Raw genomic sequence first — 25,984 nt, forward strand, 5'->3', positions numbered from 1 at the left:
CTACCTAGGAGCTACTTTCTGAAGTTATCTATATTAATAGATTTTAGTAAGAATAGTCGTTAACTACGTTAAAGTTTAAAGTGGGTTTTCATAAAAAATGAAAACTAAATTAGGTGGAACCGCGGGAATTATACTCTCGTCCTTATGTTATAAGGATGGGAGTTTTTTGTTATTTAAAATATTATTTGAAAGTATAAAAAGGAATTATAAAAAATTATAAAAGCGATGAATAGGAAGAGTAAATCTAATTCGATTATCAGAGAGAAAAGTCCATTGGCTGAAAGACTTTTTAAATTAGAGGGATTGAAAACTACCTAGGAGCTGTTATCTGAAGTTACTCTAAAAAGAGTTTTAGTAAGATTAACCGTTAACTGCGTTAAAGTACAAAGTGGATTTTGTCAATAATTGACAAAAATCAAATTGGGTGGAACCGCGAGTATAGACTCGTCCCTTTATATAGGGATGGGTCTATTTTTATTACAATAAAAGATTGAAAATTAAAAAAAATCGGAAAATTATAAATTTAGGAGGAAAATAAAATGCAAAATAAAGTGAAAATTGGAGTACTAGGATATGGAACTGTAGGAAGTGGACTTATAGATATAATAGATAATAATAAAGAGAAAAGAAATATAGAAATAGTTGGAATATTAGTTAATAATTTAGAAAAGCATAAAGAAAAAAAATACTCTAATATAATAACTAATAATATAGATGACATATTTGAGAAAGATATAGATATATTAGTTGAAGTTATGGGTGGTTTAGAACCAACACTATCTTATATAAAAAAAGCATTAAATAATAAAATTCATGTTGTTACAGCAAATAAAGATTTACTAGCTGAATGTGGAGATGAACTTGCAAAATTAGCTAGTGAAAATAAAGTAAGTATTAAATTTGAAGCTTCAGTTGCTGGAGGGATACCAGTATTAAAGCCAATAATAGAATCATTAGAAGGAAATAATATAGACAGCATAAATGCTATTTTAAATGGAACTACTAACTTTATATTATCTAAAATGTATGATGAGGATTTGTCTTATGACATGGCACTAAAACAAGCTCAAGAATTAGGTTTTGCTGAAGCAAACCCAGAGTCAGATGTATTAGGATATGATGCTGCTAGAAAGCTATCAATATTGTCAACTCTAGCTTATGATAATAGAGTATACTGGAAAGATGTATATCTAGAAGGAATTACAGATATAGATGAAAAAGACATAGAATATGCTAAAAAACTAAATTGTAAAATAAAATTAATTGGGCAAAGTAAATATGAAAATGATAAAGTAAGTGCATTTGTTAGACCTGTTTTAGTAGAAAAAGATAACATACTTGCTAGAATAGACAATGAGTTTAATGCTGTCATAGTAAATGGAGATTCAGTAGGAGAAGTTTCTTTTGTAGGTAAGGGAGCTGGAAGTCTAGCAACAGGAAGTGCAGTTTACTCAGATGTTATTGATATAATAGATAACAGAGTTTCTAGTATAGATTCTTTTACTAAAGATAGAATACAAGTAAATAAAATAGTTAGAGAAAAATGTGGAGCACTTCTTAGATTTAAAAAATGTAATAAAGATGAAATATTGAATATAGTTGGAAATTGCTTAGTAAACTATGATATTTTAAATGATGATGATGAGCTTGCTATTATGGTTTATGCTGACTCTGAGTATGAAATAAATAACAGTTTATGTCTAATAAAAGACAAAGGATATTGTGAAAAAATGAATAAAATGTTGAAAATAAGCTAAAAAGAAAAGAATATAGGTTTCTATGTAACATATTTTGGAAATTTTAATACTATATAGTATGAGATGAAACAAAACATCTCATAAAAAATTAAAATTAAAAGGAGATATGCTATATGGGAAATAATAAATGTTCAGGAGATTGGTATAGAAGAAGTTATTCTACATCAAGATGGTTCCAAGATGATAATAATTCATGGGATAGAGACAGAGATAGAGATTGTGACAGAGACAGAGACAGAGATAGAGATTGTGACAGAGATAGAGATTGTGACAGAGACAGAGACAGAGATTGTGACAGAGACAGAGATAGAGATTGTGACAGAGACAGAGATAGAGATTGTGACAGAGATAGAGACAGAGATAGAGATAGAAATTGTGATAGATTTAGAAGAGAAGCAGAAAAAAGAGAAAGAGAAGCAAGAGAAGCATTCTGTGAAGCTGAAGAAAGAGGAAGAGAAGCAAGAAAATTTGAAAATGAAGCTAGAAAAATGTGGGAAAAAGCAGAAAAATCTTGGAATGAACACTCAGCTTATAATTATCAAGGTATAGAATCTCTAGAAGAGTCTAGAAGATTCTTTGACGAAGGTATGGAATGTGAAGCTAGAAGAAATGGAAACAACCATAATAACCATGATTGTGATAGATGTAGATGTCATAAGTGTAATTGTGACAGATGCAAATGTGACAAATGCAACAAATGCAAATGTGATAGATGCAATTGCAATTGCTGTAGAAGATAAAAAATTTCATTGACAAATTAATAGTTAAAATATATCATATTATGTATAATAAAGAGAAAATTCAGAAAGATTAACTGAAATATAAGTATAGTTATTAGACAAATAGTGCTCAGTCAGTGAGGTGAGTACAATATGATTAAACTCCTATCCTCTAGTTATTGATAGAGGGTGGGAGTTTTTATTTATTGCTAGAATGATAACATTATAAAACTAGGAGGGAAAAGATGAAGATTATAAAAAAATCAAATATAAAAGAAAAGGTAGATGAAAAAATACTAAGAGAACAAGTAAGTTCTATAATAGAAGATATAAGAAATAATAAAGAGACTGCGTTGAAAAAATATAATGAAATGTTTGATAAAAACACAAGAGATGAATTCAGAGTTACTGAAGAAGAAATAAAAGAAGCCTATAAACATGTAGATGAGGAGTTTATAAATAATTTGAAAATTGCTGCTAAAAATATAAGCGAATTTGCAAAAGCCCAAAAGGCTAGTTTCGAAAATTCTTTTGAAAAGGAAATCTATCCAGGCGTTATTTTAGGTCAAACTAATATTCCTATAGAGTCATGCCTTGCATATGTTCCAGGTGGACAATATCCTTTATTTTCAACAGCTCTTATGCTTATAATACCTGCAAAAATTGCAGGAGTAAAAAGAATAGTGGCATGTTCACCAACTATGAAAAACACTAAAAATATAAATCCTAAAACATTAGTAGCTATGGATATAGCAGGAGCTGATGAAATATATGCAACTGGAGGAGTTCAAGCTATAGCAGCATTTACATATGGTACAGAAAAGGTTAAACCTGTTGATATAATTGTAGGACCAGGAAATAAGTTTGTAACAGAAGCTAAAAGACAATGTTATGGGCAAGTCGGAATTGATTTTGTAGCTGGTCCAAGTGAAGTTCTTATAATAGCTGATGAAACTTCAAATCCAGTCTATATTGCAGCTGACTTGTTGGCACAATGTGAGCATGATTTAAATGCAAGAGGTATATTATTAACTGATAGTTTAGAAATAGCACAAGAGGTTGAAAAAAATATGAAAATCATGTTAGAAGATTTACCAACAAAAGATATTGCATATAATTCATGGAAAAATAATGGTGAAATAATACTGGTTGATGATATAGATGAAGCAATAAAAATAAGTAATTTTTATGCACCAGAACACTTAGAAATAGCAGTAAATAAATATGAAGAAATTTGTGATAAATTAACTAACTATGGCTCATTGTTTATTGGAAACTTATCTGCTGAGGTATTTGGTGATTATGTTTCAGGTACAAATCATACACTACCAACATTAAAAGCATCAAGATATACTGGTGGTGTTTGGGTTGGTACTTTTATAAAAACTTGTACAAAGCAAATATTAAATGAAAAAGCTATAAAAGTGTTAGCCCCTGTTGCAGAGAAGCTAGCAAAAGAAGAGGGATTATATGCACATGCAAAGGCAGCAGAAGTTAGATTTAAGAAGTAGATAAAGAGAGTTTTAATTGTTATAAAAATGTATACTGCAATAAAAAATAAAATTTTAGAAACAATTATTTATATTATAGTTGAGAATTTAAAAGAAATAAATTTAGAAATAACCTATTTTAAATTTATTTCTTTTTTATTGGAATAATATTGACAAATTTAACCTGTAACTATTATACTAAACTTAATAAATAAAGTTTATAAAGTAAGGTGTTGTTTATGAAAAATATAGTTGGAAAGCCACAAACGATAAAAAAAGTAAATGAAGACTTAATAAAAAATATTATAAAAAATGATGGACCTATAACAAAGCCAGAAATTTCAAGCATTACTGAATTGAGTTTAGCAACAGTTAATAAAATTGTAGAACAATTAGCTTTGAAAAATGAAGTTAAAGTAAGTGGATTAAATGAATCTACTGGAGGAAGAAGAGCTCAACTATTTGAAATAAATGCAGACTTAGAACATATAATAGCCTTGTATTATTATAGAAACAGCTGTATAGGAGTAGTTGCAAATTTATTAGGTGAAATAACTTATCAAGAAGAGTTCAATATAAGAATGGATACATATGAAAACGTTAACCATGATACTTTTTTTGTTATAGATACTTTGATTGAAAAAGTAAGGGGAAACAATATAAGAGCGATTGGAATTGGTGTTCCAGGCGTTGTAAAAAAAGGTGTAGTCAAAAACATTCCAACAATAAAAAGTTGGGAAGGTATAGATTTAGAAAATTTAATAAAGAGTAAATATAACACTAAAGTATTTATAGAAAATGATACAAATATTACCACTATTGGAATTTATCAAAAACAGTACAAAGACGAATATAAAAATATGGCACTTATGTATTTAGATGATGGTATTGGCTCAGGTATAGTTATAAATGGTGAATTATATCTAGGTTCTACAAATTTTGCTGGTGAACTAAGCTATCTAAATATAGAGTTTAGCAAGTATAACTATGATAACTTAAATATTGAAGATTACATTATGAGCTTAAGAAAAAGATATTTAAAGAGCAAAGATAATAAATTTAAGAAAGAAATTTTATCTATAATATCAAATTTTGTAAGGACTCTTGTTTGTGTTTTAAATCCAGAAGCTATGATTATACAATGCAATATATTAACTAAAAGTGACATGGAATTTATAGAAGAAGATGTAAATAAAAGTGTTGGAGGAGAAAATTTCCCTAGACTAATAAAAGTGGAGTCATTGAGAGAGGGAAGTATAAATGGGGTAATTAGTATGTGTTTAAAAGAAACTGACTACCAATATTCCCTATCTAATAAAAAAGGAGGATATTAATGTGAAATATTTGATTTCAATAGATGGAGGAGGAACAAAAACAAAATTTTGTGTAAGTGATTTAGATGGAAATATACTTAAAGAACATACTACTGGTTCAACTAATTATAAGTCAGTTGGAGTTCAAAAAACATATGAAAATATTAATAATGGATTTGAGAAAATATTAAAAGATTTACATATTGACTATAACGATATTGAGTACACTGTATTTGGTATATCTGGATGTGATTCTCCAAATGATTATAATATTATAATGGATGAAATATTAAAAGTTGGGCTTAACAAAGAAAAAATATATTTAGTAAATGATGCAGTTTTAGCCTTTTATGCGCAAACTGATGCTCCTGGCTTAGTAATTGTAGCTGGTACAGGTTCAATTGTATTAGGAATTAGGGAAGATGGAGACATATATAGAGTTGGTGGATGGGGATATAATTTTAGCGATTTGGGTTCTGGATATGATATAGGAAGAAAAGTACTAAAGAAAGTTTTACTTTATTGTGATGAGTGCCATGAATATAGTGATTTATTCGATTGTGTTTTAGATTTCTTTAATGCAGATAGCTTTAAGAAACTTACATATATGATTACTGAAATAAATAACAATGTTGAAATAGCAAACTTAGCTTCATTAGTGATTGATTGTGCTGAACGAGATGATAAATTAGCTATTGAAATACTGAGAGAGTCATCAATTGAACTGTCCAAATTAGCTCAAGTAATATTAAGTAAAATATCTAATTCAATGAAAAATAATAAAAGTGAAATAGATATAGTTTTATCTGGTGGTACATTAAACAAAACTATATATGCTCAAATGTTAATGGACAACTTAAGGGAAGAAAATACAGATAAAAAGTTAAAATTTATACTTCAAGAAAATCAGCCAGTATATGGAGGTATAAGACTTGCTATGGCGTTAGCTAATAGGAGGGTCAAACATGGATAGGAAAAAAATAGTTGTACAAATCTTTACAGGTGGATTCAAAAATAAAGAAATAAAATTTAATGATATAAAATGTAAGCTATTAGAATTAATGGAATGTATTGATGTAGAAAAAGTCATTATGGGTTGGAGTGTAGACAAAGAACTATATGTAAAAACTAAAAAACTTTTAAAAAAATATAATGTTGAATTATATCTTTGGTTCCCATGCTTTTCGGAAGTAGGATTACTTGAAAAAAGTAATCTATTAGTTGATTATACTGGAAAAGAAGTTAAAGGATATGCATTACAAGAAGATGAAAACTTTGAATTTTATTGTCCAAATAGTAAGGGAAATATAGAAAACATAAAGAAAATATATAGTACTTATTTTAGTGAAATTGAGTTTGATGGAATTTTTTTAGATAAGATAAGGTATGGCTCTTTTTCTAATAAATTAAATGGTGTTTTTAATTGTTTTTGTAAAGATTGTTTAGATATATATGAAAAAGATAATATTGATAAAAGGTCATTAATGATAGAAATGGATAATGTATCTAATGAAGTTATAGTTAGTGAAGATACTCCATTTGGTATAACAGAATACATTAATGGAAAATACAAATTTAAAAATAAAATATGGGAAGATTTTTTTGAAATGAAAAGTCAAAATATATATAACGCACTAGTGGATATAAGTAGTTATTTTAAAAGTAAAGGATTGAAAATAGGGATAGACACTTTTTCCCCTTTTATCTCTTACTTTGTAGGTCAAGATTTAGAAAAATTACAAGAAGTAGCAGATTTTATAAAACCAATGATGTATAGAATTACTAAAGCTCCAGCAGGTTTGCCATTTGAATTTGAAAGATTAATTGATGAATCAGTACATGAAAATAAAGAGATTGCAAAAAGAAATTTATTAGATATTTTAGGAATTAGAGAGTATGAAGGAGATATATATCCTATAAAATTTGTGCTAGAGGAAATCGATTTTATAACAAAAAATCTTATCAAAGATATATATGTAGGTATTGAAATAAATAAAAAAGAAATTATAGCTCCTGTTACACCTAAATATATAAGTGAAAATATTTCAAACATAAATAAGACAACAGTAAAAGGGTATGTACTATCTTGGGATTTGTTATCAGCACCAAAAGAAAATATTGATGAAGTTATAAATTGGTTTAGGAATTAGTGAGGTGATATAGTGAGTAAGATACTAAAAATGCAACAAATATACAAAAGTTTTGGAAAGGTAGACGTTTTAAATGGTATAGATTTTGAACTAGAAAAAGGAGAAGTAAGAGCCCTTTTAGGAGCTAATGGAGCAGGAAAATCTACACTTATTAAGATTCTAGGAGGAGTCCATTCTCAAACTAAAGGTAAAGTGATTTTAGCTGGCAATGAAATAATGTTTAAAAACCCACATCATTCTAAAGAAAATGGTATTAGTATAATTTATCAAGAATTAAGTTTAATACCAACTCTTACAGTTATTGAAAATATTTTTTTAGGTAGAGAGACTTTAAAAGGAATTGTGTTTTTAAATAAGAAAGATATGCTAGAAGAATACATGAAAATTTGTGAAGATTTTGACTTTAATATAGACCCACATGTAGTAGTGTCTAATTTGAGTGTAGCAAATCAACAAATGGTTGAGATAATGAAAGCAGTTTCATGTAATTCTGAAATCATCATAATGGATGAACCTACAACATCACTTACTAATAATGAAAAAGAAGGATTATTTAAAATAATAAACAGATTGAAATCTAAAGGTAAGACTATAGTTTACATTTCTCATATACTAGAGGAAGTTTTTAAAATATGTGATAGTGCAAGTATAATGAAAAATGGAACTATGATTGGAACTTATGATGTAAAAGATTTAACTAAATTAAAAATAACTCAACTTATGACAGGAAATGATAATCACAAACTTATTGAGAAGAAGGATTATACATTTGCAAAATATGAAGAAGCTCCTGTATTAGATGTTAAGAATGTAAGTTGGTCTAATAAAATAAAAAATGTTTCATTTAAAGTTTATAGAGGTGAAGTTGTAGGTCTTGCAGGTCTTGTGGGTTCAAGAAGAACTGAAATTATAAATTTAATATTTGGGATAGATAATAAAGATAGTGGAGATATATTTATTAATGGTAAAAATGTAGATATAACTTCTCCTAAAGTTGCTATAAAAAATAAAATAGGGTTAATCCCTGAAGATAGAAAAAATCTTGGGCTAATTTTGGAACAAGCTATATATACTAATTCGGCATCAGTACAAATTGATAAATTTAAGAAATTCTTGTTTATAGATAAAAATAGAGAAATTGAGTTTTCTAAAAAGGGTGTCAAGGAACTAGGAATAAAAGTTAGTGATGTAAAACAAGAAGTAAAAGAACTTAGTGGTGGAAATCAACAAAAAGTAGTAGTCTCTAAATGGTTAGACAAAGACTTAGATTTAATAATATATGACGAACCAACAAAGGGAATAGATATTGCTGCAAAAGAAGATATTTTTAATACAATAAAAGAATTTTCAAGTAAAGGGATAGGAGTAATCTTTATATCTTCTGATTTGGAAGAAGTAATAAGAGTAAGTGATAGAATTTTAGTGACAAGAGAAGGTTCTATTGTGGATGATTTAAAAAATGAGAATATAAAAGTTCAAGATATAATGAACAGTATATTTAATGTATAAAAGAAATGAAAATGGAGGACTGAGATGAAAAAAGCTTTTGAGACATTGAATTTAAGAGATTATGGAGTATTACTAGGTTTTTTGGCTTTATGTATAGCGATAAGTGTTGCAACTCCATCATTTTTAGGTAAACAAAATATACTTAATCTTTTGCGACAATCTTCTATAATTGGAATAATTTCGGCAGGTATGACTTTTGTTATAATATCTGGAAACTTTGATATATCAGTTGGGGCAGTAGCAGCTCTTGCAGGTGCTATAACGATGAAATTTGCGACTGGTGGAACCAATTTATTTGTATCTATGCTTTTAGGTATAGCAATTTGTGCAGTAATAGGACTAATAAATGGGTTAGTAGTTGCAAAGATAAATGTACCATCGCTAATAGCTACTATGGCTATGGTTACTATTGTAAGAGGATTGCTTTTGATGCTTACAGGAGGATATCCAATTACTGAAAATATACCAATACTCGATTATATTGGAAATGGATATTTATTTAATATACCAATACCAGTAGTAATTTTCTTTATAGTAGTACTAGTTGCATTTATTGTACTAAATAAAACTAAGTTTGGTAGATATGTTTATTCTGTAGGAGGTAATCAAGAAGCAAGTAAACTCAATGGTATAAATGTGGATTCCCATAAAATAAAAGTATTTATTATTAATGCTGTACTTGCAGGAATAGCTGGGATTGTACTAACTGGAAGACTTGGAACGGCAACTGCGATTGCAGGTGAAGGCTATGATATGGATGCTATTGCATCTGTTGTAATCGGAGGGACATCAGTAGCAGGAGGCTCTGGCTCTGTACTTAAAACTGTTATAGGTGTGTTACTTATGAGTGTTATAAACAACAGTTTTAATCTTCTTGGAATAGATGTATATTTCCAATACATATTTAAAGGTTTAATAATTTTAGCAGCAGTTGGATTTGATTCTTATAGCAAGAAAAAGCTTGCTTCAAGATAAAAAATAAGAGGGGGAAATTTTTTATGAGAAAATTAATGAAACATTTAGCATTATTACTATCACTTGCTATGATATTCAGTTTAGTTGGATGCTCAAATGATAGTGGAAAAGGAAAAGATGGAGAAAAAAAGATAGCCGTATTGTTGCCAGGTTCAACAGGTTATTTTGTAGCAACTAAACAAGGTATAGATGCAAAATCTAAAGAATTAGGTGTAAATGTAGAATATGCAGATGCTCAATGGGATGCTAGTAAACAATTATCACAAGCTGAAGATTTTATGGCTAAAGGAGTAGATATGATTGCATTATGTGGAGTTGATTCTGCTGTAAGCGAGAGAATAGTTAAGGCTGCTAATGATTCAGAAGTTCCTATAATAGCATTTACAAATTCTATAGGAAGTAACTCAACTGGAGAATTTAAAGGCTTAGTTACCTATATAGGGCAAAATGAGGAAGAAACAGGAGCATTAACAGGTAAAATTGCTAAAAACTTATTAGGAGAAGCTGGTGGAAAAGCTGTATTAATAGAAGGTGTTCCAGGAACTACTCCACAAGTATTAAGAAAAAAAGGTCTTGAAAAAGAGTTAAAAGATAGTAACATACAAATAGTTTATAACCAAACTTCAAATTGGGAGAAAGAGCAAGCCTTAAAGGTAACAGAAGATTTAATTCAAAAGAAAACTGATTTTAATGTTATAATATGTCAAGATGATAACTCTGCTACAGGAGCAGGACAAGCTTTAAAAGATGCTGGTCTTAAAGATAAAGTTAAAGTTATAGGTTTAGGTGGAAGTAAAGACGGATTAAAAGCTGTAACTGATGGGTTAATAGATGGTACAACTTATATGTCTGCTATTGAAGAAGGTGCATTAGTTATAGAAAAGGCATCTAATTTCCTTAAAGGCGAAAAAGTTGAACCTGTTACACAAATTAAACAAGTTGAAGTCAACAAGGATAATATTTCAGAATTTAAGGGTGAATGGTAAGATATTACATACATTAAAATTGAGAGAGTTACTTTATATAGTTTCTAAAGTAACTCTCTCTTTAAATCCAACCTAGTAATAAGTTATTGGATAGTATTTCTAAACAAATAAAAAATTAATATAAACAAAGACTTATTTATACTAAATTATAAGTCAAATTAATATAAACTTATGTAAAATGAGAAAACATTTAAAGTATTGAAAATGCTAAGGTTCAAAAGAATTATTAAAAAAACATAAAAAAACATAAAAAAACTATTGAAAAAAATAAAAAAATTTTGTATAATTAAAGTTTTAAAAAGTGTGGTATACAAAGCCAATTCTTTTGTATATAATATATATAAATTAAGAAAAAGGAAGGGATATGTATGGCCAGGCGGTTATTTTTAGAAAGAATTGGACTTATATTATTAGGTTCAGCAATATTAGCATTTGGAGTTTATAATTTTTACTATCTAAACAACATAACAGAAGGTGGAGTGTTAGGTATTTTACTACTGTTAAAAAATTTATTCAACATACAACCAGCAATAGCAAATATTGTAATTGATGGTTTACTACTTTTAGTAGGATATAAATTTTTCGGTAAAAAATTCCTAATATATTCAATAGTAGCTTCTATAAGTTTTTCAGTATTATATGATTTATTTGAAGCTATAGGACCTCTTGTACCACAATCACAAAATATGCTTTTATCAACTATTTTGGCAGGTATAACTGTAGGAGTAGGAGTAGGGATAATAGTAAAAGCAGGTTGTGCATCGGGAGGAGACGATGCTTTAGCATTAGTAATTTCTAAGACTACATCTTTGAACATAGGGCAAGTTTATCTAGCAACAGATGTTATTGTATTGTTGTTATCATTAGTTTACCTATCCGCATTTGATATTTTTTATTCTTTAATTGCTGTTACGATTAGTGGTAAAGTAATTGATTTTATTTACTATCATGGTAAAAATTTAGATATGGATATGAGTAATGAAATAGTTCCAGAATGTTAATATAAACTAAATAACAGTATTTTTGAAAGGTGGCAAACTTGCCTCCTTTTTTTATGTCTAAATTAAGTAGAGAAGAGCTAATTTTATATTTATGCAATACTAATCAATAATAGATGTATCTTAACCCTATCTTTATACCTAAAATGATAAGATAAATGAAGTAGCAATATGAAACCAAAACGTATCAAAGAAACTAAAGTAAATGGAGGAGTCGAAATGTTAGATATAGTGATGATAGCGTCACTGGCTATAGGATTTATTTCCATGAAGTTGCTTGCTGGCTGGTGTGGGAAACAAACTGAAAAAAAATAATGTAATGTATGGAGGTATTACCTATGTGGTTTCTGGCAGTTGTAATTGTAATGTTGATAGTATATTTGGTGTATGCGCTTATTAATCCTGAAAAATTCTAAATAGTATAGAGGTAATAAGCAAGTTGAATTGGGGGGAAAATTTTTATGGTACAGATAGTAATAGTATTGGCGATATTTATGGTTTTAGTAATACCTATGGGTAAATATTTATATCATATATCCACTAACCAAAAAACATTTGGAGATAAAGTGTTTGATAAAATAGACAATGGCATATATAAGGTATGTAGCATAGATAAGAAAAAAGAAATGAATTGGAAGCAATATGCTTTAGCTTTATTAGTTACAAATGCAGTCATGGTGTTTATAGGATATGTAATACTTAGAACTCAGAGCATGCATATTTTTAATCCTAATGGAATTAAAGGTATGGAACAAAGTTTATCATTTAATACAATAATAAGTTTTATGACAAACACGAATCTTCAACATTACTCAGGTGAAACAGGGCTTTCATATCTTAGTCAAATGACAGTGATAATATACATGATGTTTACATCAGCAGCAACAGGATATGCAGCGGCCATGGCATTTGTAAGAGGGTTAGTAGGCAAAAAGAAAACATTAGGCAACTTTTATGTAGATTTAATTAGAATAACAACAAGAGTACTTTTACCAGGGGCTTTAATTGTTGGTGTTATATTAGTTACACAAGGAGTACCACAAACTTTTGCTGGTACAGAAACAATAACTACTATAGAAGGAAAACTTCAAGATATAGCTAAAGGTCCTGTGGCAGCACTTGAATCAATAAAACACTTAGGAACAAATGGAGGAGGATTTTTTGGTTCAAATTCATCACATCCATTTGAAAATCCAACAATAATATCAAATATAGTAGAGATGTTATCTATGATGATATTACCAGGAGCTTGTGTTGTTGCATTTGGACATATGATAAAGAATAAAAAACAAGGTTGGGTTGTATTTGGTGCAATGTCAATCATATTTTTAATAGGTTTAATGGTTTGTTTTAGAGCAGAAAGTGCAGGAAATCCTATCTTATCACAATTAGGACTTAATCAAAGCATGGGAAGTATGGAAGGTAAAGAAGTTAGATTTGGTATAGCTCAATCAGCATTGTTTACGACAGTGACGACTTCCTTTACAACTGGTACAGTTAACAATATGCATGATACTTTAACTCCTCTAGGAGGATTAGTACCACTTTTAAATATGATGTTAAATGTCGTATTTGGTGGTAAAGGTGTAGGTCTTATGAATATGCTAATGTACGCTATAATAGCAGTATTTTTATGTGGATTAATGGTAGGAAGAACACCAGAATTCTTAACTAAGAAAATTGAAGGAAAAGAAATGAAGCTTATAGCTTTACTTATTATATTACATCCACTTTTGATACTTATGTTCTCTGGACTTGCAGTAGCACTACCAGCAGGTCTTGAGGGAATTTCAAATCCTGGATTCCATGGATTATCACAGGTTTTATATGAGTTTGCATCTTCAGCAGCTAATAATGGCTCAGGATTTGAAGGTTTAGGAGATAATACTATGTTCTGGAATATAACAACAGGTATAGTTATGTTTTTTGGAAGATATGTGTCTATTATAATATTACTTGCAATATCAAGTTTATTAGCATCTAAGAACTCTGTAAATGAAAGCATAGGAACACTTAGAACTGATAATTTCACATTTACAATAATTTTAGTATTGGTTGTTTTAATTGTTGGTGCTTTAACATTTTTCCCAGCCTTAGCGCTTGGACCTATTTCAGAGCATCTAGTATTATGGCACTAAAAAATTGGGAGGGAGTAAAATTTTATGGAAACTAAAAAAACAAAGTTTATTACAAAAGATATTTTCAAAACTTCCATTATAGAAGCTTTTAAAAAATTAAATCCTAAATATATGATGAAAAATCCAGTTATGTTTGTTGTAGAGATTGGATTTATAGTAACTTTGATACTTACAATAGTACCTAGTTTGTTTGGAGATGAAGGTAATAACTTAAGAGCTTATAATGGGATTGTAACAATAATACTATTTATAACTGTTCTTTTTGCAAATTTTGCTGAAGCTGTAGCTGAAGGTAGAGGAAAAGCACAAGCAGATACATTAAAGAAAACTAGAAAAGATACAGTTGCAAGAGTTTTAGATAAATTAGGAAATGAAAAAATGATAAGTGCAAGCGAGCTAAAACTGGGAGATATTGTTTTAGTCAATGCAGGAGAAGTTATTCCAAATGATGGAGAAGTAATAGAAGGTATAGCTTCTGTGGATGAGTCAGCAATAACTGGAGAATCTGCACCTGTTATGAGAGAATCTGGAGGAGATTTCGCTTCTGTTACAGGAGGAACTACAGTTGTAAGTGACTGGCTAAAAATAAAAATAACAACAAAACCAGGAGAATCCTTCTTAGATAAAATGATAGCTCTTGTAGAAGGAGCTTCAAGACAAAAAACACCAAATGAAATTGCTTTAAATACTTTATTGGTGGGATTAACACTTATATTTATGGTTGTTTTAATCTCTCTTTATCCAATGGCAAATTATGCAGGTGTAAAGATTCCAATTTCTACTATGATAGCACTTTTGGTGTGTTTAATACCAACTACTATAGGTGGATTATTGTCAGCTATTGGTATTGCAGGTATGGATAGAGTAACTAGATTCAATGTTATTGCAATGTCAGGAAAAGCAGTAGAAGCTTGTGGTGATGTTGATACTATGATTTTGGATAAGACAGGTACTATTACTTATGGAAATAGACTTGCATCAGAATTTATAGCAGTTGGAAATGCAGATTCAAAAAATTTAATAAACTATGCTGTTATGTGCTCATTAAAAGATGACACACCAGAAGGAAAGTCTATAGTTGATTTAGGGATAAAACTAGGTTCAACAGGAAAAACAAAAGAGGCCGAAGAAGCTGAGTTTGTAGAATTCTCTGCACAAACCAGAATGAGTGGTATAAATTTATCTGATGGAACAGCTATTAGAAAAGGGGCTTATGACAGTATAATAAATCGAGTAAAATCTTCTGGTGGATTAGTACCAGACGATTTAGAAGAAAGTGTGAATAGAGTAGCAAAATTAGGTGGTACACCTCTAGTAGTGTGTGTCGATAATGAGATATACGGTATTATCTACTTAAAGGATACAGTAAAATCAGGTCTTGTAGAAAGATTTGCTAGACTTCGTGAGATAGGAATAAAGACAATCATGTGTACAGGAGATAATCCTTTAACAGCAGCCACAATTGCAAGAGAGGCTGGAGTAGATGGATTTATTGCAGAATGTAAACCAGAAGATAAGATAGAGGCAATAAAAAAAGAACAATCTGAAGGTAAAATAGTTGCTATGACAGGGGATGGAACAAATGATGCTCCTGCACTTGCTCAAGCAGATGTGGGTCTTGCTATGAATAGTGGTACAACATCTGCAAAGGAAGCAGCAAACATGGTAGATTTAGATTCAGACCCAACTAAAATATTAGAAGTGGTTGAAATAGGAAAACAGCTTTTAATAACACGTGGTGCTTTAACAACATTCAGTATAGCAAATGATATTGCAAAATACTTTGCAATTATACCAGCTATATTTACCCTTGCAATACCTCAAATGGAGATATTAAATATAATGAAGCTTTCTACATCATTTAGTGCGATATTATCAGCTTTAATATTTAATGCTATAATTATCCCATGTTTAATACCTCTTGCTATGAAAGGGGTAAAATATAGACCTATGAAATCGCAAGCTATGCTAATGAGAAATATGCTTATTTTTGGTCTTGGTGGGGTTATAGTACCATTTTTAGGAATAAAAGTAATTGATTTATTAATTACACCTTTAGTAATGGTTCTTAATTTAGGTTAATAAATGGAGGATATAAAAATGAAAACATTAAAACCAGCATTGCTTGTAAGTCTTGTATTGTTATTTGTTTGCGGACTTGTATATCCACTTGTTTTAACAGGCGTAAGTCAAGTTGCATTTAAAGATAAAGCTAATGGAAGTATGATAGAAGTAAATGGCGTAAAGGTTGGTTCAGAGCTTATTGGTCAAAGTTTTACAGATGCAAGATTTTTTAAGGGAAGAGTTTCATCAGTAAACTATAATACTTATACAAAAGAAGATTTAATACCAGATAAGGATGGAAATACAGTTTATGGCGGTGTTTCATCGGGTTCTTTTAATTATGGAGCAACTAATCCAGAGCTTCATGATAGAGTTCAAAAAGACATTGAACAGTTTTTGAAGGATAATCCAGGTGTAAAAAAAGAAGATATACCAACAGATTTGCTTACAGCATCAGGTTCAGGACTTGACCCTAATATAAGTCCCGCTTCTGCAAAGGTTCAGATACCTGCTATAGCAAAAGTATCAGGAATATCAGAGAGTAAATTACAAAAAATTGTAGATGATAATACTTCAAAAAAACTTTTCGGAGTTTTAGGTGAAGATAGAGTTAATGTGTTAAAGGTTAATGTAGAGGTTGCAAAAATATTAGGTCTTATATAGTATTTCGTAGAATTTTTGTAGTGAAGTATTGTGTATGACTTAGCATAAAGCTTGAAGTTTGAAGAGTGAAAATCGATAATGATTTTCACTTTTTTTGTTTGAATATTATTAATATTAGAAATAAAACAATTGAAGGGATAAAATCCAAAAAAAGGTTGCATTATCAAAATGATAATACTATAATATATTTATCGTTATCAATTTGATAATAGAATTGGACATATAGGAGGAAGTAGTATGTTATATAATAACGCATTAGAGTTGATAGGAAACACACCTGTAGTAAGGTTAAATAATTTAGGATGTACTAAAGGGTGTTCTAACATATATGTAAAATTAGAAAAAGTAAATCCAGCAGGAAGTATAAAAGATAGAGCAGTTTATGAAATGCTAGAAGGATTAGAAAAAAGAGGAGAATTAAAAAAGGGTGATGTACTAGTAGAAGCAACTAGTGGCAACACTGGTATTGCATTATCCATGATAGGAAGATTAAAAGGATATGAAGTAGTAATAGTAATGCCAGAGACTATGAGTATCGAGAGACGAGATTTAATGAAGGCTTATGGAGCAAATTTAGTACTTACAGATGGAAAAGCTGGAATGTCAGGCTCTATAGAAAAAGCAAATGAACTATTGAGAGAAAATCCAAACTATAAAAGTTTGAAACAATTTGAAAATAAAGACAATCCAAATGCACATTATAAAACAACAGCAGTTGAAATTATGAATGATGTTAGAGATTTAGATATATTTGTATGTGGAGTTGGAACAGGTGGTACTTTAATAGGGACTGCAAGATATTTAAAAGAGCAAAATCCAAATATAAAAGTAGTTGCACTTGAGCCAAAAAAATCTCCAGCTATATCAGAAAATAAAACTGGACCTCATAAAATACAAGGAATAGGAGCTAACTTTGTTCCTGAAAATTATGATTCTAGTGTAGTTGATGAAGTAATATTAGTTGATGATGAAGATGCTTTTGATACAGTTAAATTACTTGCATCAAAGGAAGGGATTTTGGTAGGTATATCTTCTGGAGCAAATATATTTGGAGCTATGGAAATGGCGAAAAAATATCCAAATAAAAAAATAGTAACAGTAGCTCCAGATGGAGTAGATAAATATATGTCCATGGGAATATTTTAATAATTTTATTTGAGGGAGTGAATACTTTGTTTAAAAAAATAAATAAAGATATTGAATATATAATGAAGAATGATCCAGCAGCTAGAACTAAGATAGAAGTTTTTTTACTATATCCATCAGTGCATGCAATGATAATGCATAGAATAGCTCATTTTCTTTATAAGAAGAAGATGCTTTTTTCAGCTAGATTGATATCCCAGATATCCAGATTTATGACTGGTATAGAAATACATCCTGGAGCTAAAATGGGAGAAGGTATTTTGATAGACCATGGAATGGGTGTTGTAATTGGCGAAACAGCTGAAGTGGGAAATAGAGTAACAATATATCAAGGAGCTACTTTGGGTGCTACAGGAAAGGATACTGGCAAGAGACATCCAACTGTTGGCGATGATGTATTAATTGGAGCTGGAACAAAAATACTAGGACCTTTAAATATCGGTTCTAATTCAAAAATAGGTGCAAATTCAGTTGTTGTTAAAGATGTACCTAATGGAGCCACAGTTGTTGGTATACCAGCAAAAATAGTGAAAATAAGAAATCTAGAACCTGTAAAAAAGAATAAAAGAGAAGTATCCTACGAATACGAAGAGTTAGACAATGTATATTATATATAGTCATAGTGATGTTATAGAATATGAACTTTTGGAAAATGGTGAAACTGTGACTAAAGGTGGGATAGGAAGAGCTTTAGCAGAAGGAGTTTTATTTGGAGGAGTAGGTGCTGTTGTTGGTGGTGGAGCATGTGAAAAGATAGGTTCTATGACTAAAGAAAAGTTCACTATGATAAAGGAGAATGATACGCTTTACAAAGCATTAGATTTCATAAATAGATAATATTTTAAAATATATAAGGTATTTGTATAAATTATTACTATTTTATGAAAAAAAATAATTTTTTTAAAATATTAGCCGATTTTGCGTGTTTATTGACTAGTTATGCAGATTTCTTGTAAATTTACCTCTATAGTGCTAGGATATGATTAAATATAAGATAATTGAAGGGGTATAATTGTATAAATTTTAAGAAAATAACATCTATGTCATTAGCAACAATTAGTATTTTAGCATTATCGTTTTCTAATCTGGTTATTTCAAACGTAATGGAAAAGGACATAAATTTAAAAAACGAGAAAAATATTAGACTTGAGAATGGAGATACAATAAGCATTTCTGGGAATACAAGTACATGGAAGGGTAAATGGTTTATAGATGGAAGAAATTATGATTTTGCAGATGTATTAAGCAAGTATTCTGGTGTTTTTATATCTCAACATATGTAATTAATGTATGTTTTAAAGTAATTATATGAATGGTTTTAAAACTAACATATAATTACTTTTTTAACATAAGAATAAATTTATTTTGGAGAGGTAAATATAATGAAAATTTCTAGTCAATATAGAAGCCAATATTTATTAAATAATGAAAGTAACATAAAAAATACAAAAAAATACAAATATTATTAAGAAAAATGAAACTATAGAAAAAAATAATTATTTATCTAATATCATGAAACAAAAACAAGAACTTGATAATAGAATTAAAGATTTAAAAGATAAACAAGAACTTTATGCTAAAAAAATAAATGAAGCAATCAGAAATTTATTTAAATCAGAAGAAGAAAATAAAAATAGTAATGTAGAAGAAGAAAATAAAAATACTATTTTGGAAGAATATCCAATTTCTCTAAATACAGGAGAAAAAGAGGAATCATTAAATACAGATGAACTTAATGATAAAAATGAAGAAAAGGTAGAAGAATTAGATCAAAAAGGCGTCGATAATGAAAAAGAGTCAGAAGAACTAGAACAAAAACATATTGATAAAGAAGATAAAGAACTTGAAAATTTATTTTTAGAAGGTAAAACTCGCGAAGAACTTGAAAATATGCTTAAAGATTTTATGAGTATGACTCAAGTGGAAATAAAGAAAATTGAGTCAAGAATAGAAAAGTTAGATAAAGATGCTGAAAAATACAAGAAAAATCAAAATATTAATGGGCAAAAAAATTATATAGATACTTTAATTTAAAGACCCCCCAATAAAATCAGGTATATTTTAGAAGGTAGCAACTAGTTAGTTGTTACCTTCTTTTGCTATTAATCCTATTAGATTTTATATAGCTATATATTTCTTTCTAACTAGATAATATAATGCTGTTGTTACAATGGCTGCTATTATCATTGCTATTATTGTAATGTCTAATTTTCTTGTGAATAAGCCTATTGCTATATATTCAAGACCCATTACATAGCGAGAAAGTATTTCTAGTTTAACAGTTCTTTTCCTATCTATATTTCCATACGTTGAGTCTAATTTATTAAAATATTTTTCACTGCAAAAACTAGTTTTAGGTTTAATTAAAGATATTATTGTAGTTAATATTATAATTCCTACTCCAATAAGTATAAGATTGATATTTCCAAAGTTCATAGTATATACCTCCTTTAGCATAATAATTTTTTTATGTATGTTGTTTATATTCTTTTGTAAAGAGGAAAGGAAGATAAAATAGTGATACAAATATAAGTCTCTCTAAAATAACATAATAGCTAAGTGGCATTTCAGAACTATTACAAATAACATCTAAACTATTAACTAAAGCATGAATTATAGAACAAATCCATATATTTTTAGTTTTCAAATAAACATAACCTAAAAATATAGAAAGTCCGATTCCATAAATTAAATGAATTACAATTCCCAGTATTGGAGCATCTGGACTATAGAATGTAAATTGTAGAGGTAAATGCCATAAACTCCAACAAACACCTACAATTATAACACCTATTTTTTTGTCAAATTTATCAAAGAAAATACTTTGTAAAAAACATCTCCAGCCATATTCTTCAGACAAAAAAGGATAAATATATATTAATGATATTATAGTAAGGTTCAGATAAAATAAAATACCATTATAATTAAGATTATTTCTACTTATTATTAATCCAAGGATAACTTGAGAAAATATAAAGTAGATAATTAATAAAGCACCTGTTCTTACATTTTTTAGAATATACAGTTCTTTTGATTTAAAAGAATAAATAATAAGATATAAACTGCTTATTAAAATTAATATAGAATTCACTAATTGAGATTGATTGAGGTTTATTAAGTTAAATGATTTAGCAATAAATAATAAAAAATAACTAAGAAAAAGTAATATTACTAATGAATAAAACTTATACTCATTATTAGTTTTTCCTTCTGAGTAAAATTTTGCAATAGCGACAGAAGATAAAGGCAATATCATTATGAATGATGCAAAATTTCCTGGGTCAATAAACTTATTGAAATATAATAGAAAACCTAATAAATAAGTTAAGCCAAAAGTTATAGAAAAAAATATTATAATCTGTATTTTCTTTCTTTTTTCTTCATTTTCAATATATCTTGGATTTAATAAATCAATCCATTTTTCTTGTAATTTCAATACAAAAACCTCCTTTAACATATTACTTTCTTTTCTATAATAACAAATTCATATTGTATTAATTTTCTTAATAAAAGTATAGCAGCAATGTAAGTATAAAGAGTATCTAAAATATTACAAATATTAACAGGTTATATAAAACTATAGTAGAAGTTGTAATAATAAAACGAACGAAAATTATTATACTAAAACATAAGACATGTTATAATTATATTGTATATTTATTAATGTATAAAACTATCAAGAGCGTTACTTAACACATCTTAAAATTGATTTAAATGAGTCTTTTTCATACACAAAATTATATGATATAATAAAAAAATAGAAGTGTATTGGTAGTACACTTCTATAGCTATAACTAAGCATTCTCATGAGCGGGAGTGCTTTTTTCATTTTTCCAAACAACCTTGTTTACTTCATCAATAATTATCAAATTAATCTTATTATTTTTCAAAATCTCTGTTGCAGTATCAATAAGATTATCTAGGTCAAAACTACGAGTTAATTCTAGTTACTTGTTGTTTAAAACTCTTTTCAGTATGTAAGTATTAAAACACATCTATATCACCCCTTAAGCACTAAGGCATTCTTGTAAGCGCTTCCAAAATAAAAAATTCGTCTACATACTGGTCAAAGTTTCTAACATATTCAGTCTTGTATTTAGTGTTATTTATTTCTATAAAAGCAATAGTTTTGCCATCATCATAGTATCTGCTTATTACGAAATATTTTTCTGCAGTAGATACATTTTCTTTATCTTCTATAACTAAGCCTTCAGCATTAAAACAAGGTGCCATACTATGCTTTCCAATCCTTAAGTAGTTAATATTAACCTTTTAAGGTTAATTTAATAATATTACTATTTCATAATAAAGTCAAGAAAAATTAACTATAAAAGAGAAATATTGCCCTTAATGGGTTAATTATGATAAAATAAATTAAAAGAGGTGATAAAATGATTTCATACAATCGCTTATGGAAATTATTAATTGATAAAAAAATAAAAAAAATGGAATTTAAAGAAATGACAGGACTAGGAAGTTCAAGTATTAGTAAATTGAACGAGGATAAAGTTGTCTCTATGGCTACAATGGAAAAAATATGTTTGGCATTAGATTGTAACATAGAAGATATTGTTGAGATTAAAAAAGATATTGAGTAGTAATATTTATCTTAAAAAGTATATGATACTAATATGTTTTATAGGGCATTAGAAAATATAGAAATAATAGATTAAGTTTTATACAATGGACAAGGTTTTATCAGATTATAAAGAAAAATAATCATAACACAACTAATAAATTTTATAAAATTTATTTTGAAAAGGTATTATTTTCAAATTTGAGGACATAATAAAAAAGAACTGAAGGTCAAAGTTTTAGTTCGCCAATCGTTGGTAAACAAAAATTTTAAATTTGTAACATCTAGGAGGATTTTATTATGAAAGCAAATGTTAATCAAGATACTTGTATAGGTTGTGGATTATGTCCATCAATATGCCCAGAAGTATTTGACATGGCTGATGATGGAAAATCACATGTTATAGTTGATGAAATACCAAGTGATGCTGAAGAATCAGCAAAAGAGGCTAGAGAAAGCTGTCCAGTTGATGCAATAGATGTGCATTAACAAAAGAAAAGCCTATGAAGATTGAAAGCTCAATCTTTATAGGCTTTTATATTTTATTGAGTTAAAATTTCAATTCCTGTTTCTGTAACTAAAACCATGCACTCCCATTGAGCAGATAATTTACCATCTTTTGTGTAGATAGTCCAATCATTTTCTTCATCAACAAAAATCTCATGAGTTCCTTCATTTACCATAGGTTCTATAGTAAATATCATTCCAGGAACCAACAACATTTCAGTTCCTTTTTTAGAAACATAACTTACAAATGGGTCTTCATGAAAACTTAGTCCAACTCCATGCCCACCAATTTCTCTAACAACAGAATATCCATTTTCTTTTGCATAAGAATTAATAGCATTACCTATATCACCCAAGAATCCCCATGGTTTAGCAGCTTCAAGACCTTTTTGAATGCATTCTTTAGTAACTTGAACCAATTTTTTTGCATTTTCTTTAACATTTCCTATCATAAACATTCTTGAAGCATCTGAGTAATATCCATTAAAAATAGTAGACACATCTACATTTATAATATCTCCATCCTTTAATAGGATGTCTTTACTTGGGATACCATGACAAACTTCATTGTTTATTGATGTACATACACTTTTAGGAAAACCATTATAATCTAGTGGTGCAGGAATAGCTCCATTTTCTAATGTAAAGTTATGGACTAATTCATTTATATCTTCTGTAGACATTCCAACTTTAATTTTATCCGAAATATAATCTAAAATCTTTGTGTTTATTACAGCACTTTTTTTAATTTCTTCAATTTGTGTTGCATTTTTTATGATGTCGTGAGTAGGTACAATATGACCTAGCTGAGCAAATGAATTTATTTTATTATCTATATCCATATGACATTTTTTATATTTTTTAGTACTTCCACACCAACAAGCATCGTTTCTGTTTAATTTCATAACTCTTCATCCTTTTTATTATTTATTTAAATTATGGGCTACATAAACTATTTTAAAATATAACCATTAGAAATATTATAACATAAATATCAAAAAGTCTTTTATAAAGAGTACTTTATTAAATAGAAATATATTATTAAGTATTAATGTGTTTCATAGCTTAGTTCTAATTCTTCAAGAAAATTATATGTTAAAGGACAATTTTCTTTCAATATATTTTTTGAGTCTTCATCAAGATAATAATGCACAAATGATTCCGCAAAAAATTCTTCTGGGAATTTACTAATATATGCATGTGCAACTTGTTTAGGGTCATAAAGTTTATACCTTTCTTGAATAAACACTTCCATAAATTCTTCTGAATTTGATTTTTTGTCTAATACATTTTTATCTATAGCATGTGCAGTTTCATGTAATTCCAAATTTTTAGCTGAATGAACATTTGCATAACTAGGGTTACTATAACCTATTTTAGCCACAATAGAGTTGTTTCTATATATCCCAGGTACATCTTTCCAAGTTTTACCTGATCTTACCCAGCATGGAGGTAATTGGTGTTTTAAATCACTAAATTCTGGTTCATCAGTTAAATTTGAATTTATTAATTTTATAATTATATCTTTTTCTTTAAGTGTTTGTAGATATTTTCCATTTATGTTTGAAAGTCTGTTTTTCATGTTTTCAACTTCATCTTTATCATAGTCTGAATTATCTGGAAGTATAATCATTTGTTCAATTATATCTATATTACTTTCTCTTATATTTTTACTGTTTTTGTTAACTTCATATTTGAGGCTATCATCTCGATAAAAAGTCATATTTGCATCGTTTTCTGAAAAAGAGGAGTGAATATTTTCTAAATCTAAAATGTTCATTTGATGTAAAATATTTTTTGTTTCACCACTCCATACCACTAAAGAAAGTGAATTAAAGTTAATTAGTGGATTTTCTTTCATTTTTGTTTTATTACTTATACTGACATCGAATACATATTCAATGGAGTTTTCTATATCAAGATTGTTTGTATTCTTCTTAAGATATAGATATGCTTGTCTTAACTCTATATAAATGTTATCTAAAGATTCGTCGAAAAATTCTGATAGATTGTTTGTAAATATTTCTTCACTTAAAAGTTCACTTTTATCAGTCACACTTTCAATTAAAGTATTAATTTCTTTTATCATCTCAGGAATATTTATCTTCTTGCTTGCTTTTTCATCAGATACATTGCATGGTGCAAGAGCAATGCAATAAAAATCTTCTTCTTTTTTATAAAAGGCTTTAAGTGATTTTGACAAAAGTGTAAAGTCTACACCTATCTGTAAATTGACTTTAAATAAGTTCTTTTGTGATAATTCAATATTATTGCTTTTAGCTATAATTAAATTGTTTTCCATAATCATTGCCCCCTTTTTATTAGGTTATCATAATTTTTTTATATATGTCAATTTATTTTTTTGAAAATTATAATTTTTTTGAAAATTTTATTTTTTATATTTGTGAATTTTTTGTTAGAAGAATAAATATGTTATTAATATGTCAAAATTTAGCGTCAAATACTTTTAGAATCTACTTTACGAATTTACATTTGAGTTATTGTTATAGCTGACCAATATATAAAATTTACAGCAGTTTTTTTTATTTTATAATATAATGTTTATATATTTAATTTAAGGATGTGAATTAAGATGTATTTTACATATATTATAAGGTGCAAAGATGATTCTCTATATACTGGATATACTAGCAATATAGAAAGAAGAATGAATGAGCATAAGTCAGGAATTAATTCAAAGTATACAAGAGCAAGGGGATTTAAAAAGTTAGAGGTTTATTTTGTAACAAATACAAAAAGTAATGCAATGAAATTAGAATACTATATAAAAAAGTTAACTAGGGATAAAAAATTATCTATAATAAAAAATCCCAATATACTTATAGATTCAATTGACAATAAAGAAAATTATATTATTGGAGAAGAGATAAAAGAACTGAAGTAAGTGTCTTTAATTATATTGTAAATAAGTGTATACAGTGTAAAAACTTGACAATAAATACTATTGTAATATAATGAAGTTATAAATATAA

General features: G+C 28.3%; 27 protein-coding genes, 1 pseudogene and 2 other annotated features (1 of these 30 running past the window's edge). Of the genes and pseudogenes, 23 read left to right on the forward strand and 5 right to left on the reverse strand.

Annotated features, from left to right (window positions below):
- Window positions 1-147 (forward strand) — a binding site (T-box leader); it begins 94 nt to the left of the window's first position.
- A gap of 69 nt (window positions 148-216) precedes the next feature.
- Window positions 217-455, forward strand: a binding site (T-box leader).
- A gap of 84 nt (window positions 456-539) precedes the next feature.
- The 20 genes and pseudogenes from IC214_RS16930 to IC214_RS17025 all read left to right on the forward strand — a co-directional run bounded on the left by IC214_RS16930 (window position 540) and on the right by IC214_RS17025 (window position 19,942).
- Entirely contained in the window at window positions 540-1,757 is a 1,218-nt protein-coding gene (locus IC214_RS16930) for a homoserine dehydrogenase (protein ID WP_227433002.1), read from the forward strand.
- Window positions 1,758-1,870: 113 nt separating this feature from the next.
- Window positions 1,871-2,497 carry a hypothetical protein gene (locus tag IC214_RS16935; RefSeq protein WP_227866830.1) on the forward strand — a complete coding sequence of 209 codons (627 nt, stop codon included), beginning with the start codon at window positions 1,871-1,873 and terminating at the stop codon, window positions 2,495-2,497.
- 224 nt (window positions 2,498-2,721) lie between these two features.
- Complete coding sequence (gene hisD, locus IC214_RS16940) at window positions 2,722-3,987, forward strand: histidinol dehydrogenase (RefSeq protein ID WP_227823766.1); 1,266 nt, start codon at window positions 2,722-2,724, stop codon at window positions 3,985-3,987.
- 218 nt (window positions 3,988-4,205) lie between these two features.
- The gene (locus tag IC214_RS16945) at window positions 4,206-5,300 is read left to right on the forward strand and encodes an ROK family protein (protein ID WP_227823767.1); all 1,095 of its coding nucleotides are present in this window, start codon (window positions 4,206-4,208) and stop codon (window positions 5,298-5,300) included.
- Window position 5,301: 1 nt separating this feature from the next.
- Window positions 5,302-6,252, forward strand: a complete 951-nt coding sequence (locus IC214_RS16950) for a BadF/BadG/BcrA/BcrD ATPase family protein (protein ID WP_227866831.1) — start codon at window positions 5,302-5,304, stop codon at window positions 6,250-6,252.
- On the forward strand, window positions 6,245-7,429 hold the full coding sequence (locus IC214_RS16955) for a hypothetical protein (RefSeq protein ID WP_227866832.1): 1,185 nt from the start codon (window positions 6,245-6,247) through the stop codon (window positions 7,427-7,429). Before IC214_RS16950 ends, IC214_RS16955 begins: the two co-directional genes overlap by 8 nt.
- Before the next feature lie 12 nt (window positions 7,430-7,441).
- The gene (locus tag IC214_RS16960; RefSeq protein ID WP_227482377.1) at window positions 7,442-8,938 is read left to right on the forward strand and encodes a sugar ABC transporter ATP-binding protein; all 1,497 of its coding nucleotides are present in this window, start codon (window positions 7,442-7,444) and stop codon (window positions 8,936-8,938) included.
- 24 nt (window positions 8,939-8,962) lie between these two features.
- Entirely contained in the window at window positions 8,963-9,913 is a 951-nt protein-coding gene (locus IC214_RS16965) for an ABC transporter permease (protein WP_227866833.1), read from the forward strand.
- Between the two features lie 23 nt (window positions 9,914-9,936).
- The gene (locus IC214_RS16970; protein WP_227482379.1) at window positions 9,937-10,899 is read left to right on the forward strand and encodes a sugar ABC transporter substrate-binding protein; all 963 of its coding nucleotides are present in this window, start codon (window positions 9,937-9,939) and stop codon (window positions 10,897-10,899) included.
- A 368-nt stretch (window positions 10,900-11,267) separates the two neighbouring features.
- Window positions 11,268-11,900: a YitT family protein gene (locus tag IC214_RS16975; protein WP_227433016.1), complete on the forward strand. Its 633-nt coding sequence runs from the start codon at window positions 11,268-11,270 to the stop codon at window positions 11,898-11,900.
- Window positions 11,901-12,068: 168 nt separating this feature from the next.
- Window positions 12,069-12,212, forward strand: coding sequence for a hypothetical protein (locus IC214_RS16980; RefSeq protein ID WP_227433018.1), 144 nt, complete (start codon window positions 12,069-12,071; stop codon window positions 12,210-12,212).
- Between the two features lie 23 nt (window positions 12,213-12,235).
- Window positions 12,236-12,313 (forward strand): K(+)-transporting ATPase subunit F, encoded by a 78-nt coding sequence (gene kdpF / locus IC214_RS21220; RefSeq protein ID WP_227433307.1) that lies wholly within the window; start codon window positions 12,236-12,238, stop codon window positions 12,311-12,313.
- Window positions 12,314-12,358: 45 nt separating this feature from the next.
- Window positions 12,359-14,035, forward strand: coding sequence for a potassium-transporting ATPase subunit KdpA (gene kdpA / locus IC214_RS16990; RefSeq protein WP_255613201.1), 1,677 nt, complete (start codon window positions 12,359-12,361; stop codon window positions 14,033-14,035).
- A gap of 24 nt (window positions 14,036-14,059) precedes the next feature.
- Complete coding sequence (gene kdpB, locus IC214_RS16995) at window positions 14,060-16,117, forward strand: potassium-transporting ATPase subunit KdpB (protein ID WP_227823773.1); 2,058 nt, start codon at window positions 14,060-14,062, stop codon at window positions 16,115-16,117.
- Window positions 16,118-16,135: 18 nt separating this feature from the next.
- A complete protein-coding gene (locus IC214_RS17000) occupies window positions 16,136-16,762 on the forward strand; it encodes a K(+)-transporting ATPase subunit C (RefSeq protein ID WP_227433020.1) in 627 nt (208 codons plus the stop codon).
- A 237-nt stretch (window positions 16,763-16,999) separates the two neighbouring features.
- Entirely contained in the window at window positions 17,000-17,908 is a 909-nt protein-coding gene (gene cysK, locus IC214_RS17005; RefSeq protein WP_227866834.1) for a cysteine synthase A, read from the forward strand.
- Between the two features lie 26 nt (window positions 17,909-17,934).
- Window positions 17,935-18,525 carry a serine O-acetyltransferase EpsC gene (epsC, locus tag IC214_RS17010; protein ID WP_227855124.1) on the forward strand — a complete coding sequence of 197 codons (591 nt, stop codon included), beginning with the start codon at window positions 17,935-17,937 and terminating at the stop codon, window positions 18,523-18,525.
- A 109-nt stretch (window positions 18,526-18,634) separates the two neighbouring features.
- Window positions 18,635-18,745: pseudogene (locus IC214_RS17015) on the forward strand (cell wall hydrolase); the annotation flags it as partial.
- Window positions 18,746-18,948: 203 nt separating this feature from the next.
- Complete coding sequence (locus IC214_RS17020; RefSeq protein WP_227866835.1) at window positions 18,949-19,191, forward strand: hypothetical protein; 243 nt, start codon at window positions 18,949-18,951, stop codon at window positions 19,189-19,191.
- A gap of 229 nt (window positions 19,192-19,420) precedes the next feature.
- On the forward strand, window positions 19,421-19,942 hold the full coding sequence (locus IC214_RS17025) for a hypothetical protein (protein ID WP_227866836.1): 522 nt from the start codon (window positions 19,421-19,423) through the stop codon (window positions 19,940-19,942).
- Window positions 19,943-20,026: 84 nt separating this feature from the next.
- Here the strand turns inward: IC214_RS17025 and IC214_RS17030 are convergent, their stop codons facing one another.
- From IC214_RS17030 to IC214_RS17040, 3 genes are all read right to left on the reverse strand, one after another.
- Window positions 20,027-20,344: a hypothetical protein gene (locus tag IC214_RS17030; RefSeq protein ID WP_227866837.1), complete on the reverse strand. Its 318-nt coding sequence runs from the start codon at window positions 20,342-20,344 to the stop codon at window positions 20,027-20,029.
- Between the two features lie 31 nt (window positions 20,345-20,375).
- On the reverse strand, window positions 20,376-21,344 hold the full coding sequence (locus IC214_RS17035) for a CPBP family intramembrane glutamic endopeptidase (protein ID WP_227482384.1): 969 nt from the start codon (window positions 21,342-21,344) through the stop codon (window positions 20,376-20,378).
- A gap of 578 nt (window positions 21,345-21,922) precedes the next feature.
- Entirely contained in the window at window positions 21,923-22,141 is a 219-nt protein-coding gene (locus tag IC214_RS17040) for a hypothetical protein (protein WP_227823776.1), read from the reverse strand.
- Between the two features lie 158 nt (window positions 22,142-22,299).
- Here IC214_RS17040 and IC214_RS17045 point away from each other — a divergent pair, with 158 nt between their 5' ends.
- Both IC214_RS17045 and IC214_RS17050 read left to right on the forward strand, forming a co-directional pair.
- A complete protein-coding gene (locus IC214_RS17045; protein ID WP_227433028.1) occupies window positions 22,300-22,506 on the forward strand; it encodes a helix-turn-helix domain-containing protein in 207 nt (68 codons plus the stop codon).
- 278 nt (window positions 22,507-22,784) lie between these two features.
- Window positions 22,785-22,973, forward strand: coding sequence for a ferredoxin (locus tag IC214_RS17050; RefSeq protein WP_227433029.1), 189 nt, complete (start codon window positions 22,785-22,787; stop codon window positions 22,971-22,973).
- A 53-nt stretch (window positions 22,974-23,026) separates the two neighbouring features.
- Here IC214_RS17050 and IC214_RS17055 read toward each other — a convergent pair whose 3' ends face one another.
- Together IC214_RS17055 and IC214_RS17060 are read right to left on the reverse strand one after the other, a co-directional pair.
- Window positions 23,027-23,896, reverse strand: a complete 870-nt coding sequence (locus IC214_RS17055; RefSeq protein WP_227823777.1) for a methionyl aminopeptidase — start codon at window positions 23,894-23,896, stop codon at window positions 23,027-23,029.
- Window positions 23,897-24,039: 143 nt separating this feature from the next.
- Window positions 24,040-25,293, reverse strand: coding sequence for an anthrax toxin lethal factor-related metalloendopeptidase (locus IC214_RS17060; RefSeq protein WP_227823778.1), 1,254 nt, complete (start codon window positions 25,291-25,293; stop codon window positions 24,040-24,042).
- A 291-nt stretch (window positions 25,294-25,584) separates the two neighbouring features.
- On the opposite strand from IC214_RS17060, the gene IC214_RS17065 reads away from it, so the two are divergent.
- A complete protein-coding gene (locus IC214_RS17065; RefSeq protein ID WP_227433034.1) occupies window positions 25,585-25,896 on the forward strand; it encodes a GIY-YIG nuclease family protein in 312 nt (103 codons plus the stop codon).
- Window positions 25,897-25,984: the final 88 nt, after the last annotated feature.

The organism is Clostridioides sp. ES-S-0190-01 (genome assembly GCF_020658275.1).
Lineage (GTDB): Bacteria > Bacillota > Clostridia > Peptostreptococcales > Peptostreptococcaceae > Clostridioides.

What these genes read in the sequence shown, in the direction of transcription:
- kdpB (WP_227823773.1), top strand. Translation starts at nt 14,060, where the DNA reads ATGGAAACTAAAAAAACAAAGTTTATTACAAAAGATATTTTCAAAACT.
- IC214_RS16970 (WP_227482379.1), top strand. Translation starts at nt 9,937, where the DNA reads ATGAGAAAATTAATGAAACATTTAGCATTATTACTATCACTTGCTATG.
- IC214_RS16955 (WP_227866832.1), top strand. Translation starts at nt 6,245, where the DNA reads ATGGATAGGAAAAAAATAGTTGTACAAATCTTTACAGGTGGATTCAAA.
- IC214_RS17050 (WP_227433029.1), top strand. Translation starts at nt 22,785, where the DNA reads ATGAAAGCAAATGTTAATCAAGATACTTGTATAGGTTGTGGATTATGT.
- IC214_RS17030 (WP_227866837.1), bottom strand. Translation starts at nt 20,344, where the DNA reads ATGAACTTTGGAAATATCAATCTTATACTTATTGGAGTAGGAATTATA.
- IC214_RS17060 (WP_227823778.1), bottom strand. Translation starts at nt 25,293, where the DNA reads ATGGAAAACAATTTAATTATAGCTAAAAGCAATAATATTGAATTATCA.
- hisD (WP_227823766.1), top strand. Translation starts at nt 2,722, where the DNA reads ATGAAGATTATAAAAAAATCAAATATAAAAGAAAAGGTAGATGAAAAA.
- IC214_RS16965 (WP_227866833.1), top strand. Translation starts at nt 8,963, where the DNA reads ATGAAAAAAGCTTTTGAGACATTGAATTTAAGAGATTATGGAGTATTA.
- kdpF (WP_227433307.1), top strand. Translation starts at nt 12,236, where the DNA reads ATGTGGTTTCTGGCAGTTGTAATTGTAATGTTGATAGTATATTTGGTG.
- kdpA (WP_255613201.1), top strand. Translation starts at nt 12,359, where the DNA reads ATGGTACAGATAGTAATAGTATTGGCGATATTTATGGTTTTAGTAATA.
- IC214_RS17055 (WP_227823777.1), bottom strand. Translation starts at nt 23,896, where the DNA reads ATGAAATTAAACAGAAACGATGCTTGTTGGTGTGGAAGTACTAAAAAA.
- IC214_RS17045 (WP_227433028.1), top strand. Translation starts at nt 22,300, where the DNA reads ATGATTTCATACAATCGCTTATGGAAATTATTAATTGATAAAAAAATA.
- IC214_RS16945 (WP_227823767.1), top strand. Translation starts at nt 4,206, where the DNA reads ATGAAAAATATAGTTGGAAAGCCACAAACGATAAAAAAAGTAAATGAA.
- IC214_RS17000 (WP_227433020.1), top strand. Translation starts at nt 16,136, where the DNA reads ATGAAAACATTAAAACCAGCATTGCTTGTAAGTCTTGTATTGTTATTT.
- IC214_RS17040 (WP_227823776.1), bottom strand. Translation starts at nt 22,141, where the DNA reads ATGGCACCTTGTTTTAATGCTGAAGGCTTAGTTATAGAAGATAAAGAA.
- IC214_RS17065 (WP_227433034.1), top strand. Translation starts at nt 25,585, where the DNA reads ATGTATTTTACATATATTATAAGGTGCAAAGATGATTCTCTATATACT.
- IC214_RS16975 (WP_227433016.1), top strand. Translation starts at nt 11,268, where the DNA reads ATGGCCAGGCGGTTATTTTTAGAAAGAATTGGACTTATATTATTAGGT.
- IC214_RS16930 (WP_227433002.1), top strand. Translation starts at nt 540, where the DNA reads ATGCAAAATAAAGTGAAAATTGGAGTACTAGGATATGGAACTGTAGGA.
- IC214_RS17020 (WP_227866835.1), top strand. Translation starts at nt 18,949, where the DNA reads ATGTCATTAGCAACAATTAGTATTTTAGCATTATCGTTTTCTAATCTG.
- cysK (WP_227866834.1), top strand. Translation starts at nt 17,000, where the DNA reads ATGTTATATAATAACGCATTAGAGTTGATAGGAAACACACCTGTAGTA.
- IC214_RS16935 (WP_227866830.1), top strand. Translation starts at nt 1,871, where the DNA reads ATGGGAAATAATAAATGTTCAGGAGATTGGTATAGAAGAAGTTATTCT.
- IC214_RS17025 (WP_227866836.1), top strand. Translation starts at nt 19,421, where the DNA reads ATGAAACAAAAACAAGAACTTGATAATAGAATTAAAGATTTAAAAGAT.
- IC214_RS16980 (WP_227433018.1), top strand. Translation starts at nt 12,069, where the DNA reads ATGAAACCAAAACGTATCAAAGAAACTAAAGTAAATGGAGGAGTCGAA.